This is a genomic window from Hymenobacter monticola, from assembly GCF_022811645.1.
Lineage (GTDB): Bacteria > Bacteroidota > Bacteroidia > Cytophagales > Hymenobacteraceae > Hymenobacter > Hymenobacter monticola.
In genome coordinates this window covers 4,365,283-4,378,924 of sequence record NZ_CP094534.1, presented here as the reverse complement: position 1 = coordinate 4,378,924, position 13,642 = coordinate 4,365,283, and the positions used below count along the sequence as shown (strand labels likewise).

13 protein-coding genes are annotated in these 13,642 nt (G+C 60.6%); 12 read left to right on the top strand and 1 reads right to left on the bottom strand.

Translation table 11 applies throughout. From position 1 onward, the window contains the following. Nucleotides 1–77 precede the first annotated feature (77 nt). Both MTP16_RS18190 and MTP16_RS18185 read left to right on the top strand, forming a co-directional pair. Complete coding sequence (locus MTP16_RS18190) at nucleotides 78–299, top strand: hypothetical protein (protein WP_243512626.1); 222 nt, start codon at nucleotides 78–80, stop codon at nucleotides 297–299. Between the two features lie 256 nt (nucleotides 300–555). After that, nucleotides 556–1,725, top strand: coding sequence for an alpha/beta hydrolase (locus tag MTP16_RS18185; RefSeq protein WP_243512624.1), 1,170 nt, complete (start codon nucleotides 556–558; stop codon nucleotides 1,723–1,725). A 262-nt stretch (nucleotides 1,726–1,987) separates the two neighbouring features. Here MTP16_RS18185 and MTP16_RS18180 read toward each other — a convergent pair whose 3' ends face one another. Then, nucleotides 1,988–2,758 (bottom strand): SAM hydrolase/SAM-dependent halogenase family protein, encoded by a 771-nt coding sequence (locus MTP16_RS18180; RefSeq protein WP_243512621.1) that lies wholly within the window; start codon nucleotides 2,756–2,758, stop codon nucleotides 1,988–1,990. 126 nt (nucleotides 2,759–2,884) lie between these two features. Here MTP16_RS18180 and MTP16_RS18175 point away from each other — a divergent pair, with 126 nt between their 5' ends. The 10 genes from MTP16_RS18175 (at nucleotide 2,885) to MTP16_RS18130 (ending at nucleotide 13,599) form a co-directional block, all read left to right on the top strand. Then, on the top strand, nucleotides 2,885–3,979 hold the full coding sequence (locus MTP16_RS18175; RefSeq protein WP_243512619.1) for a PhoH family protein: 1,095 nt from the start codon (nucleotides 2,885–2,887) through the stop codon (nucleotides 3,977–3,979). Nucleotides 3,980–4,111: 132 nt separating this feature from the next. Continuing rightward, a complete protein-coding gene (locus MTP16_RS18170; protein ID WP_243512617.1) occupies nucleotides 4,112–4,549 on the top strand; it encodes a GNAT family N-acetyltransferase in 438 nt (145 codons plus the stop codon). 100 nt (nucleotides 4,550–4,649) lie between these two features. Next, complete coding sequence (locus MTP16_RS18165) at nucleotides 4,650–6,917, top strand: ComEC/Rec2 family competence protein (protein ID WP_243512615.1); 2,268 nt, start codon at nucleotides 4,650–4,652, stop codon at nucleotides 6,915–6,917. Nucleotides 6,918–7,132: 215 nt separating this feature from the next. Continuing rightward, nucleotides 7,133–7,939, top strand: coding sequence for an enoyl-CoA hydratase/isomerase family protein (locus tag MTP16_RS18160; RefSeq protein WP_243512612.1), 807 nt, complete (start codon nucleotides 7,133–7,135; stop codon nucleotides 7,937–7,939). Between the two features lie 126 nt (nucleotides 7,940–8,065). Further along, nucleotides 8,066–8,581, top strand: a complete 516-nt coding sequence (locus tag MTP16_RS18155; protein ID WP_243512609.1) for a sterol desaturase family protein — start codon at nucleotides 8,066–8,068, stop codon at nucleotides 8,579–8,581. 27 nt (nucleotides 8,582–8,608) lie between these two features. Beyond that, on the top strand, nucleotides 8,609–9,508 hold the full coding sequence (locus tag MTP16_RS18150) for a MerR family transcriptional regulator (protein ID WP_243512606.1): 900 nt from the start codon (nucleotides 8,609–8,611) through the stop codon (nucleotides 9,506–9,508). A 225-nt stretch (nucleotides 9,509–9,733) separates the two neighbouring features. Beyond that, nucleotides 9,734–10,279 carry a sigma-70 family RNA polymerase sigma factor gene (locus MTP16_RS18145; protein ID WP_243512603.1) on the top strand — a complete coding sequence of 182 codons (546 nt, stop codon included), beginning with the start codon at nucleotides 9,734–9,736 and terminating at the stop codon, nucleotides 10,277–10,279. 174 nt (nucleotides 10,280–10,453) lie between these two features. Next, nucleotides 10,454–11,959, top strand: coding sequence for a phytoene desaturase family protein (locus tag MTP16_RS18140; RefSeq protein WP_243520084.1), 1,506 nt, complete (start codon nucleotides 10,454–10,456; stop codon nucleotides 11,957–11,959). An 89-nt stretch (nucleotides 11,960–12,048) separates the two neighbouring features. Next, on the top strand, nucleotides 12,049–12,891 hold the full coding sequence (locus MTP16_RS18135; protein WP_243512600.1) for a phytoene/squalene synthase family protein: 843 nt from the start codon (nucleotides 12,049–12,051) through the stop codon (nucleotides 12,889–12,891). A 234-nt stretch (nucleotides 12,892–13,125) separates the two neighbouring features. Then, nucleotides 13,126–13,599: a hypothetical protein gene (locus MTP16_RS18130; RefSeq protein ID WP_243512598.1), complete on the top strand. Its 474-nt coding sequence runs from the start codon at nucleotides 13,126–13,128 to the stop codon at nucleotides 13,597–13,599. Nucleotides 13,600–13,642 lie beyond the last annotated feature (43 nt).

The following is a 13,642-nucleotide window of genomic DNA, read 5'->3' as shown; positions in this document are numbered from 1 at the left end:
CAACTATTGGCAAGTCCGGCCGTAAAGCCCAGCGAAACCTGTTCTTTCCAAGTTCCACATTCACCTTTCCGTTTATCATGAAATCCTCCCTCTTTCGTCGCGTTGCTTTTGCCTGTTTCCTGACCCCGGCCCTGGCCGGCGGCCTGCTGCTGAGCAGCTGCAACAGCGAGCCCAAAGCCACCGAAGCCGACAAAACCGCCACCGTGGTTTCCAGCGACACCAACGCCGCTTCCGATAGTGCCGCCACCACAGCTCCCGCTTCCAGCGCCGGCATGGCGTCCGATTCGACTGCGCAATAATTGCCCCCGCGCCGGTGTTCCGGCCCTTCGTAAAAGTCCCCGCTCCGTCGCGTAAACCGATGGCAGCGGGGATTTTGATTTGGTGCTTAGACGAATTGCATGCTTTAGAAAAATAAAATTTATAACTCTATAAGTCCAGCTGTAATGATTGCCGCGTAATGAATTAAAAAATTTAATGCGTCTCAACTATAAGCTCGACATTGCGTAAAGGGCGTCACCAATTCATCTTTCACAACTTCTACGTTCTTAGACTTCCATGAAACAGTTCACCTCCCGTTCGCTCTCTTTGGCGGTGCTGGTGGCTCCGGCCCTGGCCGGTAGCCTGCTGCTCAGCAGCTGCGGCAGCAACTCCACTACCACCGAAACCACCACCACGACGCCAGCCGGCGATTCGACCGGCATGGCCGCCAAGCCCGACAGCGCCGGCACGGCCAGCACGCCCGGCGAAGTCAAGCCCACCATGGCCAAGCCCGCCTGGGGCCTCAACATCAAGCCCGAGATGCAAGCCGTGATTGAGCAGCTCATGAGCTTCAAAAACAAGCCCTTCCCCGAACTCACCGCCGCCCAGGCCCGCAAGCAGCCCAGCGCCGCCGACGCCGCCATGAAACAGATGCGCGTGAGCGGCATCCCCGCGCCGCCCCTCAACTGCGACACCGTGACCAAAGCCCTGATGCCCGGCGTGAAAGCCCGCATCTACACGCCTAAGGGCGGCAACGGCCCGTTTCCGGTCATCGTGTATTACCACGGCGGCGGCTGGGTGATTGCCACCAACGACACCTACGCCGCCTCGGCCCAGGCCCTGTGCGAGCAGGTGGGCGCCGTGGTGGTGTCGGTAGAATACCGCAAAGGCCCGGAGCATAAATTCCCCACGGCCCACGACGATTCCTTCGCCGCCTACCAGTACGTGCTGAAAAACGCCGCCAGCATGAAGGGCGACCCCAACAAAGTGGCCGTGGTGGGCGAAAGCGCCGGCGGCAACCTGGCCTGCAACGTGAGCATCATGGCCCGCGACAAAAAAGTGGCCCTGCCCAAGTACCAGGTGCTGGTGTACCCCATTGCCGGCTCCGACACCAACACGCCTTCTTACCTGGCTAACACCGAAACCGCCCCGCTCAACAAGGGTGGCATGGAGTGGTTCTTCAAGAACTACCAGCGCACCCCCGCCGACCTAAAAGACCCGCGCATCAACCTCGTAGCCGCTGACCTGAAGGGCCTGGAGCCCACTACCATCATCGCCGCCGACTACGACCCGCTCACCAGCGAAGGCAAAACCCTCGCCGACAAACTCACCGCCGCCGGCGTGAAAACCAACTACAAGAAATACGACGGCACCACCCACGAATTCTTCGGCATGGCTGCCGTAGTGCCCGAAGCCAAAGACGCCCAGGGCGTAGCCGTCAGCGACCTGAAAGGCGCGCTGAAGTAGGTGTAGAGGCAGCACCTGTCATTGCGAGGCGGAGCCGAAGCAATCCGTCCTGTTCTCAGCGACTAGCCATCTAATGTGATAAAGCCCCGGTACAGGAATGTATCGGGGCTTTTCTGCTATGAAAACCGCGTGGCTTCCCGCTTTTAGGGGAAGGAGCACGTGAGGTTCTGCTGGGGCTAAGGCGTTGTCACAACTTAAAGCCGGTCGCGAATGAAGAGGAAGGATTGCCGCGCTGCGCTCGCAATGACAGACGGCAACTGAATTACTCCACCGGAAACCGCACGTCCACTTGCGAGTCGAAATGCAGGCCCAGCAGTTCCGAGGCGTTGCCCTGGCAAATGCCCAGGCACAGGCAATCCTGGCTATTGAACACCACCACAGCTTCGCCGGGAGGGGCGGCCGAGAAATGCGGATGCACTTCGCGCACCACGTCGCGCCCGAAGTGCACGGCGAATTTGCGGCCGTGGCCCACGGCATCCACGGCCGTGCGCGAGATGTTGGTAATCAAGTTGCCGTAGTGGTCCACGTGCGCCACGTGGCCCGTCACGCGGTGGTCCTGGATGCGCAGCTGCCGGTTGTTGAGGCGGTGAAAATCCTGCACCACAGGGCCCAGCGAAGCCAGGGGCTCGCCTTGGGCCAGGGCCACGGCGGCGGGCAGCAGCACGTCGCGGGTGGGAGAGGCCGTGACGGCGGCCGGCAGGGCCACCAGTTCCTCGGGCGCGCCATTGGTGAGCAGGGCCAGAATGCCGTTGTCGCCGGCCAGGAAGTAGTGGCCCTCGTGGCGCAGGGCCTGCCAGCCCGGTTCGGGACCGGCGCCGTGGTCGTCGACGCCGACGACGTGCACCGTGCCCACGGGAAAGTCCCGAAACACGGCTTGGAGAACGTGAACGGCGTGCGCGATGTTAAAGGGTTCGACGCCGTGGCTGATGTCGACGACCGGAACCGCCGGGGCCAGGTGCAACAGCCGCGCTTTTAGCGCCGCCACGTAGTGGTCGCGGTAGCCAAAATCGGTCAGCAATGTAATCAAGCCCATGCCTGCGTTCGGTTGTTTTTCGTAGTATTGTCGGGCCGCCCAAACCGGGGCAAAAGTAGCCGGTTTGGGTTGAAAGGCCGGTTTCTTTTTGCTTGCTCGTTCCCATTCTTTTCCCACTCCTCGCCCTTGGTCGAAAAAATCATCACCCTCGAAAACATGTCTCTGGTCGATTTCCTCGGCCCCGACAATCAGAATATCCGCCAGTTAGCCGCCGCTTTCCCGGGTTCTAAAATCATCAGCCGCGGCAACGAAATCAAGATTCAGGGCCAGCCGGCAATTATTTCCCGCATCAACGATTTATTGTCGTCGCTCATCGAGCACTACCACCAATACGGCGCCGTTACCGACAAAACGGTGAACCAATACCTCTCTGCCACCTCTGAGGAGGCCGAGGGCCGGGTGCTGGCCGCCTCGCCCGACGTGCTGCTCTTCGGGGCCAAAGGCGGCGTCATCAAAGCCAAAACGCCCAACCAGCAAAAGCTGATTGATGCCGTCATGGCGCACGATTTGACCTTCACCCTGGGCCCGGCCGGCACCGGCAAAACCTACATTTCGGTGGCCTTGGCCGTGCGCGCGCTCAAAAACAAGGAGGTGAAGAAAATCATCATCTCGCGTCCCGTGGTGGAGGCCGGTGAAAGCCTGGGTTTCCTGCCCGGCGACATGAAGGAGAAGGTTGACCCCTACCTGCGGCCGATTTACGACGCCCTGGAAGACATGATTCCGGCCGAAAAGCTGAAATTCTACCAGGAAAACAAAATCATCGAAATTGCCCCGTTGGCCTACATGCGCGGCCGCACCCTGAACAACGCCTTTGTGCTGCTCGACGAGGCCCAGAACACCACGCCCTCGCAGATTAAGATGTTCCTGACCCGCATGGGGCCGAGCGCGAAGGTGATGGTGAACGGCGACCGCAGCCAGATTGACCTCCCCACCCGCCAGAAATCGGGCCTGATGCAGGCACTTGATATATTGAAGGATGTGCCCGGTATCGGCTTCGTAGAAATGACGGCCGAGGACGTGGTGCGCCACCGCTTGGTGAAGGAAATAGTGCAGGCCTACGACCGGTTCGACTCGGACGAGCAGCGCCGCCAGGCCCAGCAAAACGGTGCCTCGCGCCGCGACGAGCGCCACGAGCGCCGTCTGCGCGAGCAGGGCCTGCTGGCTGATGCTCCGGCCGCCGATGACACTGACCTGCCCGTGAACCACGAGCAAGCACTGTAGATTTATAATAACCATCTGTCATCCTGAGCGTAGCGAAGGCCCTTGTCACGTTAGAGCAATTTGTTCAAGCGTGACAAGGTCCTTCGCTACGCTCAGGATGACAGGTTTTTAACCATACTAATCTTCATTAACATGGCCGCCGCCACTGCCAACCGCATCACCGACCTGCGCGACCTCGACGCCGCCTTCACCATTCGCGAAAAAGTATTTCAGCAGGAGCAGGGCGTGCCCGTGGAGTTAGAGTTTGACGAGCACGACCGCCGCGACGCCCGCCACTACCTGGCCCGCGCCACCGATGGCACGCCCGCCGGGGCCGCCCGCTGGCGCGAAACCGAGAACGGGGTGAAACTCGAGCGTTTCGCCGTGCTGCCGGAGTTTCGCAACCAGGAAATAGGAGCCGTACTGCTCCGCGCCGTGCTGACCGATGTGCGGGCCGAACTGCCCAATGCCCCGGTGTACCTGAACGCGCAGCTTCGGGCAGTGCCGTTTTACGCCCGTCACGGCTTCAAAGCGGAGGGCGATATGTTCGTGGAAGCCGACATTCAGCATTACAAAATGGTGCTGGAATAAGGCTGCGAGCGTTTAAATCGGTAGAAGCATAAGCGAAGCTGGTGGTTTGCAGGCAAACCGCTACATTGCCAGCCTAATATGTCCTTTGCCTCTGCCGCTAATGATTACCTGGGCCACGTTCCCGTTCGTTCGCTACACGCCCGCGCTGATTATTGGCATTGTGGCCTACCTCTATCTGGGTGAGGCCTGGCCGGAATTGTGGCCCGTGGCGGTGGGGCTGGCCGTAGCCGCCGTGGCAGCCATCGGCTGGGCTATCCGCCAACGGAAACCGGCGGCGAGCGACGCGGCGGGTATTCTCGCTTTGCTCGCGGTCATGATATTCGGCGCCGCGCTCACGCAGCGGGCTACCGAGAGCCGCCGCGCCGACCATCTTTTCCGCTTCGCCGACAAAGTGGAATGCTACCAGGCCGTGGTAGACGAGGCGACCGTAGTACGTTCGGCCACCTTCGCCACCACGCTGCGGGTGCAATCGGTGCGCGTGGGGGGGCAGTGGCGGCGCGCCACGGGCGGCGTGCGCGTGTCGCTGCCGCGGGTGGCAGGCATTGCCCAGCCGCGCTACGGCGAGGTCTGGCTCATCCGCGGCCACCCCGACCCCAGCAAGCCCCCCCTGAACCCCGGCGAGTTCGACTACCGCCAATACCTGGCGTACCGGCAGGTGTACCACCAGCAGTACATCCACCCCGACCAGTACAAAATGTTGCGTTTCAGCCCACCAAATGTTCTGGTGGCGTTGAGCATGAAGTGTGCTGAAACACTCGACAGGGTTTTTAAGGATTACATCAAAACCAAACGCGAATATGCCATTGCGTCAGCGCTGGTGCTAGGCATCAAGGACGATGTGGATGCCGATACGAAGCAGGCTTACAGCAGCACGGGCACCTCGCATATCATGGCCGTGAGCGGCTTGCAGGTGGGGCTGCTGTTTGCGGCCCTGACGGTGGTATTACATTTTTTTTTCGGCCGGGTACCCGGTTTTCGCCTGTGGTCGGCGCTACTGGGGCTTACCGTTATCTGGAGCTATGCGTTTGTGACGGGGTTGTCGGCGTCGGTGCTGCGGGCCACCGTCATGTTTACCTTTCTCATCATTGGGCGGGCCTGGGGGCGGCAGAGTTCCATCTTCAACACACTGGCCGTGGCAGCGTTTTTCCTGTTGCTCTGGAATCCGTTTCTGGTGGCCGATGTGGGCTTCCAATTATCGTTTCTGGCGGTGCTGAGCATCGTCTACATTCAGCCGCGCATTGCCCGCTGGCTCGATGTAGAAGGTCATTTCTACGCCCGGCAGCGTCCCTGGCAAAGCAAGGCCGTGCAGTGGGCCTGGAAATGGAGCGGGGTGGCCCTGGATAAGGTGTGGCAGGCGGTAGCGCTGTCGCTGGCGGCGCAGGTGGCCACGTTTGCCCTGGGGCTTTATTACTTCCACCAGTTTCCGTTCAGCTTCCTGTTTTCCAATCTGGTGGCCGTGCCCATTTCGAGCGCGGCCGTGTATGTGGGGCTGGCTTTGCTGTTGGTGAAGGGCATCGTGGCGTGGCCGTGCGTGTGGTTTCCAAGCTTAGCCAAATATCTGGAGTGGGCGCCCAAAGGAGTGGCTTGGCTCTTTGAAAAAATGGTCTGGCTTTTCAACGAATACATCTTCCTCATCAGCCGCTACTTTTCCGGCTGGGTGGTGCGCGAAATCCACGTTTCGGCCCTGCAAACGGTGCTCATCTTCGGGCTAATCGGCACCTTCCTGGCCTGGCTCAACACCCGGCAGCTGGGCTGGCTGCGTGGCATGGCCCTGCTGCTGCTCTGCTACGCCGGCAGCCGGGTGGCCGAGGCCCGCGCTGTGGCGCCCACCGAGGAATTCATTGTGTACAGCATTCCGCGCCGGTCGGCGGTGGGTTTCTGGCAGGGCGCTAGCGCCGAGTTTGTCACGTCCGATTCAGTTCCGCTCAACGAAACCGAACGCACCTACCGCCTACTGCCCGGCATCATCCGCAAAGCGGCCCGGCGCACGCACTACAGCGTGGGCTGGCGCGGCACCACCGTGCCCGTGCAGCGCCTCACCGATGCCGATAGCGCAGCCGAAAATCCGTTTTTTCGCACCGGGCCGGTGGTGCTGACGCAGTGGCGCGGCCTGCGTGTAGGCTTCGTTTCGGGCCGGATTTCTTCGGCCACGCAGCCGGCGCCGGTCGATGTGCTGGTGTTGCGCCGCAACGCCCGCGTGAAGCCCGAAACCGTGGCTGCCCTATTTGGGAAAAAGGCCCGGGTGGTGTTCGACTCAAGCTGCAAAATCTGGTACGTGGCCCGGCAGGATTCCAGCCTGCGTGCCCACGGCTTCCGCACCTGGGACGTGACGGCTCAGGGAGCTTTTCGCTGCGCGCCGCCGTTGTAAATGCACGCAGGCAACCCCAGGCCTTCGCGCACCGAGTTAGCGCAATGGTGGGGTTCGCCCTCGTTGCCCGCCCATTTGAGCGGCTTGGGGGTGGCATAAATTGAGCGCTGCCGACCGAAAACTACTTTTTTCCGTTTATTGCTGAGAGGATGCCACCATTGCGTCGCAATTAGCATCCTGGTCACAACCATCCGTCCGCGCCGTCCCCGCCCCTCATGGAAAACCTGCTCACGCCCGAACTCGAAGCCCTCCGCTACATCCGCTACGAAGCCCAGGACCGCATCGGCTACATCACGCTCAACCGGCCTGACAAGCGCAACGCCCTGAACGCCGACGTGGTAACGGAGCTCAAGCAAGCCTTCGAATTTGCCGAAAACGACGAGAATGCCAAGGTGGTGGTGCTACGCGCCGCCGGCGACGTTTTCTGCGCCGGCGCCGATTTGGCCTACATCCAGGACCTGCAGGGCTTCGGCTACACCGATAACCTGGAGGACTCCACGCACCTGATGCAGCTATTTCACCAGATTTATACCCTCAAAAAGGTCGTTATTGGCGAGGTGCAGGGCCACGCGCTGGCGGGCGGCTGCGGCCTGGCCGCGATTTGTGACCTGACCTTTGCCGTGCCCGAGGCCAAGTTTGGCTACACCGAGGTGAAAATCGGCTTTCTGCCGGCCATTGTGAGCGTATTTCTGGTGCGCAAAATAGGGGAGGCCCGCACCAAGCAGCTCTTGCTTAGCGGCGACGTGATTGCAGCCCAGGCCGCTTTAGATATGGGCCTCATCACCTTCATGGTGCCCAAGGCCGAGCTGGCCGAAACTGTGCGCATCTACGCCCAGCGCTTGTGCCGCGAAAATTCGGCCCAAAGCATGGAGGTGACCAAAGAAATGCTGGCCCGCCTGCCCGAAATGGACTTGGAAGAAGGTCTTCGCTACGCCGCCCAGCGCAACGCCGAGGCCCGGGGTTCCGACGACTGCCGCCGCGGCATCGCCGCCTTCCTGAGCAAGGAAAAGATTGGCTGGTAAGTAAAAATCCGTTTCTTCGTGGCTTCAACCCCCGAAACGCCGCTTTGCAACCGGAATTAATCCGATGTGAAGCGGCGTTTCGGCGTCGTTTCCAAACAACCCCTTTCCCGTTCGGGTTACTTTCGCATGACAGCACTGGCCGCCATTGGCATCACCCTCGCCACCTTCGGATTCATGGAATTCTGGGCGTGGTTTATGCACAAGTTTGTGCAGCACGGGCCGTTGTGGTTTTTGCACCGCTCACACCACGTGCGGCACCCGCACCCGGTGGAGCGCAACGACCTGTTTTTTCTGATTTACGGTGCCATCTCGGCCGCTTTGTTCATCACCGGCGACAACGGTGGGCGTTGGTGGTTTTGGGTGGGCGTGGGCATTGCCGCCTACGGCACGGTTTACTTCTTTGTGCACGACGTGCTGATTCACGGCCGTTTGCGCTTTTGGAAAAAGTCGCAAAACACCTACCTGCGGGCCCTCAATATGGCCCACAAAACCCACCACAAAACCACCGGCCGCGACGGCTCGGCCGAATTTGGCCTGCTGTGGGTGTCGCCAAAATACCTCGAATTGGCCCGCCAGCAAGCCCGGAACCGCAACGCGAAACGCGCCCAATCGGTAAGCGCCGTTGAACGCAGCGACGCTTAGCGTTTTATTATTCATTCCCACTCAACCATGGGCCACTTCTCCATCAGCGACTTAGAGCAGCTTTCGGGCATCAAGGCGCACACCATTCGGATGTGGGAGCAACGCTATGGCCTGTTGCGGCCGGTGCGCACGGCCACCAACATTCGCACCTACTGCGAGAGCGACTTGCGCCGCCTCCTCAACGTGACCACGCTCTGCGCCCGCGGCCGCCGCATCTCGCAGGTGGCGCAGCTCAGCGACGAAGAAATTCAGGCCGCCGTGCTGGCCTGCTGCAACGACGCGCACGACTATCACCAGCAGGTAAACGGCTTGCTGGCCGCCATGCTCAGCTTCGACGAACAGCGCCTCAACCAGCTCCTGACCGAGGCCAGCGCCCGGCTCGGCTTCGAGAAAATGATGCTGTTTGTGGCCTATCCGCTGTTGCAGCGCATCGGGCTGATGTGGCTGGCCGGCACCGTGAACCCGGCGCAGGAGCATCTGCTCGCGCATTTGTTGCGGCAAAAAATCCTGGCCGCGACGGATGCACTGCCCACCGTGCCCGCCACGTCGCGGCGCTGGGTGCTGTTTTTGCCGGCCAACGAGCTGCACGAGCTGGCGCTGCTTTTCATGAACTATGTGCTGCGCGCCCGGGGCCAGCACACGCTCTACTTAGGGCAAAACATGCCCGTGGAAGAGCTGGCGGCCGTGTGCCAAACCTACCAGCCCGATGCCCTGGCCACGGTGCTCACCACCCAGCCCGAGCGCAGCCGGGTAGGGGAGTTTGCGCAGGCCGTGGCCGACTGCTGCCCCGATAAACTAGTGGTCATATACGGCCAGCTGGCCCGGCAGGAGGGGCTGCAGCTGCCCAAAAACTGCGTGTCGCCGGAGCTGATGACGGACTTTTTGGCCTTGGTGGCCGAAAGTGCCACCGAACCGGTGGCGGCCTAAAAACAAACCGCGCAGGCGCAACGGCTCGTACTTGCTCGCGAAGCTTCATTATTTGATAACGACAGCGGGCAGGACAGCACCGGAGCGAATCGGCGGCCGGGCGTACCTTGCCGCGCCGGCTTGAACGAAGCCGGGGTGCCGGGCGAAATAGTTTGGCCGGAGCCGGCTGAATTTGCGGCGGGCTCGTATATTTGTTTAACAAACGGTCACGAAAAGCTAAACAGCATGACTTCGCTCGAATTCACCTCGCAAGTGCAGAAAATTTCGCTGACGCTCCGGCCCGCCGCCATGAACTTGACGCGAGACGCTGACGACGCCAAAGATTTAGTGCAGGAAACCCTCCTCAAGGCCCTGCTCAACAAGGACAAGTTTAAGGCCGGTACCAACCTGAAGGCGTGGTTGTATACCATCATGCGCAACACCTTCATCAACAATTACAATAAGATTACTAAGCGCAGCTCCAACATCGATTCGACGGAGTATTTTCAGTATTTCAACACCGACCAGAACTACATCACTCACAACGGCGCCACGTCCGATTTTGTGGTGCGCGACATCAACGAGGCCATTTCCAGCCTCGGCTCCGACTACCGCACGCCGTTCATGATGTACTACATCGGCTATAAGTACATGGAGATTGCCGAGAAGCTGCAAATCCCGATTGGTACCGTTAAAAACCGCATCCACATTGCCCGCAAGGACCTGAAAGCCGCCCTGCAGGTGTACGCGCCGGTAGGAGCCGGCACCGGCTCCGACTTGGCGGAAGATTAACCCGCATCGCCCCGGTGCGGTGGCCGCCGGCCCTGCCGCTGCAACTTGCGGCGCCGGGCCGGCGGCTTCTTTTTTCGCGTACTTCGTTTTTTATAACCTCGTCTGTTCCTGCTTTTGTCCTCGCCTGCCGCCACCTCCGCCGTCACCGCTGTCACTACTGCTGCCAATGCCGCCATCCACGCGGCCTCGAATACGCTTGCAGGCTCGCCGAAGCGAGCAGTTGTTATTGGGGCGGGCTTTGCGGGGCTGGCCGCGGCGAGCACTCTGGCACAGGCCGGCTGGCAGGTTACCATTTTGGAAAAGAACGAAGGGCCCGGTGGCCGGGCGCGGGTGTTTCAGGCGCAGGGCTTCACCTTCGACATGGGCCCGAGCTGGTACTGGATGCCCGACGTGTTTGAGAACTACTTCGCCCGCTTTAATAAAAAAGTAGCCGATTACTACGAATTGGTGCGCCTCGACCCATCGTATCAGGTCATCTTTCGCGGGCCCGAGGCCGTGGATATTCCGGCCAAAATGAGCGAGCTGCGCGCCCTCTTTGAGCGCTACGAGCCCGGCAGCGCCGCCCGGCTCGACGAGTTTCTGAAGCAAGCCGCTTATAAGTACGAAGTAGGCATCAACCGGCTGGTGTATGCGCCGAGCCGCTCGGTATTTGAGTTTGCCGACCCGAAGCTGCTGGTGGACATGGTGCGCATGGACGTGCTGCAAAGCATGCACAAGCACGTGCGCCGCTTCTTCAAAGACCCGCGCCTGCTGGAACTGGTGGAATTTCCCATTCTCTTCCTCGGCGCCACCTCGGAAAACACGCCCGCGCTTTACTCGCTGATGAACTACGCCGACCTGGCGCTGGGCACCTGGTACCCCAAAGGCGGCATGCACAAAATTGTGGAAGGCATGGTGCGCCTGGCCGAGGAGTTGGGCGTACGCATCGAATACAACCAGGAAGTGACCGAAATCGTGGTAGAAAACGGCCGCAGTACCGGTGTGCGCACCGCCGGCGGCTTCCACGCCGCTGATGCCGTGGTGGCCGGGGCCGACTACCATCACATCGAGCAGCAAGTACTCAAGCCCGAGCACCGGCACTACGACGCCAAGTACTGGGACTCTCGCGTGATGGCCCCGTCAAGCCTGCTGTTCTACCTCGGCGTCAACCGTAAGCTGGATAAGCTGCGCCACCACAACCTCTTCTTCGACGAGGACCTGAACCAGCACGCCCGCGAGATTTACGAGCAGCCGCAGTGGCCCACGCGCCCACTGTACTATGCCTCGGTGCCCAGCAAAACCGACCCCACCGTGGCCCCCGCAGGCCAGGAAAACCTGTTTCTACTCATACCGGTGGCCCCCGGCCTAGCCGACGACGAGGCCACCCGCGAGCGGTACTACGACCTGCTGATGGACCGCTTAGAAAAGCACTGCGGCCACGCCATCCGCGAGCACGTGGTGTTCAAGCGCAGCTACGCCCACCGCGACTTCATTGCCGACTACCACAGCTTCAAGGGCAACGCCTACGGCTTGGCCAACACCCTGAAACAGACTGCCATTCTGAAGCCTACACTGAAGAGTAAAAAAGTCAGTAATTTGTATTTCACGGGCCAGCTCACCGTGCCCGGCCCGGGCGTGCCGCCCTCGCTCATTTCGGGCCAGGTGGTGGCGGGCGAAGTGCTTAAAGAAATGAGCAAGTGAGCTAGTGAGAACCTGAGTAAAGAGCCACCATCTCGGTGGAATTACTCAGACACTCACTTTACTCAGTTACTCATTTACTCATTCACCACATGGACCACGTTCAACTTTTTACCGACACCAGCCTGGCGTGCAGCAAGCTTATCACGGGGCGCTACAGCACCTCGTTCACGCTGGGCATCCGCACGCTTGACGAGCGACTGCACCTGCCGGTGTACGCCGTGTATGGGTTCGTGCGCTGGGCCGATGAAATTGTAGATACCTTTCACGAGCATGACAAGGCCGCCCTGCTGGCCGACTTCCGACGCCAGACCTACGAGGCCCTGGATGCCGGCCTGAGCTTCAACCCCGTGCTGCACGCCTTTCAGCATGTGGTGCGGCGCTACAACATCGACCGCGAGTTCATCGAGGCGTTTCTGCACAGCATGGCGCTTGATTTGGAAGACCAGAGCTACCATGCCGACCTGTACAACGAGTACATCTACGGCTCGGCCGAGGTGGTGGGGCTGATGTGTTTGCGCGTTTTCTGTGACGGCGATGATGCGCTGTTTGAGCGCCTCCGCGAGCCGGCCCGGCGGCTGGGGGCGGCGTTTCAGAAAGTGAATTTCCTGCGCGACATCCGTTCTGATTACGAAGACCGGGGGCGCGTGTACTTTCCCGGCGTGGTGTATTCGCGCTTCAACGACGCCACCAAAAGCGAGATTGAGGCCGACATCAAGGCCGATTTTGAGGCAGCCTACGCGGGCATTCAGCAGCTGCCGCGCTCGGCCAAGCTGGGCGTGTATCTGGCGTATGTGTACTACCTCAAGCTCTTCTATAAAATCAAAAAGCTGCCGGCGGCGCGTATCCTCGGCGAGCGGGTGCGCGTACCGGATAACACCAAGCTGCTGTTGCTGCTAGGTTCGTATTTCCGCTACCGGCTGTCGCGCATCTAAGGCGAGCTTTTGGGCCCGGCTTTTGTATGCAGCCGGCGGTTTGCCATTGTAAGCCGTAATTTTGCTGCTATGCGTGTTTCCAAAATTTATTCTCTGGCGGTACTGTCCGTGATTTGGTCATCGGCCTCGGCAGCTGATTTGCGGCCGAAAACCGAGCCGTTCGATGGCTGCGCGCGGGTTTTACCCCCGGCCCATGCCCCGGCTGCCCTCTCTCAACTTCTTCATTTCGATATCGTGTCTTCGTCGCCTTTCCACCCCACTATTCTGCGCCGCCACTACGAGCAAGCCGCTTCCGACAAAGCCGCCGGAGAAAAGTTCTACAATCTGCTGGCCGATTACAAGGACCGTGATGGCCTGGTGCTGGCGTACAAAGGCGCCGCCGAAGCCATTCGGGCCCGCGACGCGTCCATGTTCAATAAGCTGACCTACGTGCAGGACGCCGCCCGCACCTTCGAGCAGGCCGTGAGCATCGACCCGCGCAACCCCGAAATCCGCTTTCTGCGCTTCTCGGTGGAAAGCAACCTGCCGGCCTTCCTGGGCCTGAGCAAGCACGTGGACGAAGACAAAGAGCTGCTGCTCAACGCCGCCCTGGCGCACCCCAACTCGGGGCTCGATGCCGAGGCCTTCCGTACGGTGCGCGGCTTCCTGGTGGGGCGCGGGCACGTGAGCGAAGCCGAGGCCGAGCGCCTGAACCGCGTGGCAGAGTAAACCAAAATCTGTTTTGGTCGGTTCTGACGTAGTTTTCGGTACT

Bases quoted from the DNA above. Each gene is read 5' to 3' on its own strand.
- MTP16_RS18165 (WP_243512615.1), top strand. From the start codon at position 4,650: ATGATTACCTGGGCCACGTTCCCGTTCGTTCGCTACACGCCCGCGCTG.
- MTP16_RS18190 (WP_243512626.1), top strand. From the start codon at position 78: ATGAAATCCTCCCTCTTTCGTCGCGTTGCTTTTGCCTGTTTCCTGACC.
- MTP16_RS18135 (WP_243512600.1), top strand. From the start codon at position 12,049: ATGGACCACGTTCAACTTTTTACCGACACCAGCCTGGCGTGCAGCAAG.
- MTP16_RS18160 (WP_243512612.1), top strand. From the start codon at position 7,133: ATGGAAAACCTGCTCACGCCCGAACTCGAAGCCCTCCGCTACATCCGC.
- MTP16_RS18145 (WP_243512603.1), top strand. From the start codon at position 9,734: ATGACTTCGCTCGAATTCACCTCGCAAGTGCAGAAAATTTCGCTGACG.
- MTP16_RS18185 (WP_243512624.1), top strand. From the start codon at position 556: ATGAAACAGTTCACCTCCCGTTCGCTCTCTTTGGCGGTGCTGGTGGCT.
- MTP16_RS18150 (WP_243512606.1), top strand. From the start codon at position 8,609: ATGGGCCACTTCTCCATCAGCGACTTAGAGCAGCTTTCGGGCATCAAG.
- MTP16_RS18155 (WP_243512609.1), top strand. From the start codon at position 8,066: ATGACAGCACTGGCCGCCATTGGCATCACCCTCGCCACCTTCGGATTC.
- MTP16_RS18170 (WP_243512617.1), top strand. From the start codon at position 4,112: ATGGCCGCCGCCACTGCCAACCGCATCACCGACCTGCGCGACCTCGAC.
- MTP16_RS18180 (WP_243512621.1), bottom strand. From the start codon at position 2,758: ATGGGCTTGATTACATTGCTGACCGATTTTGGCTACCGCGACCACTAC.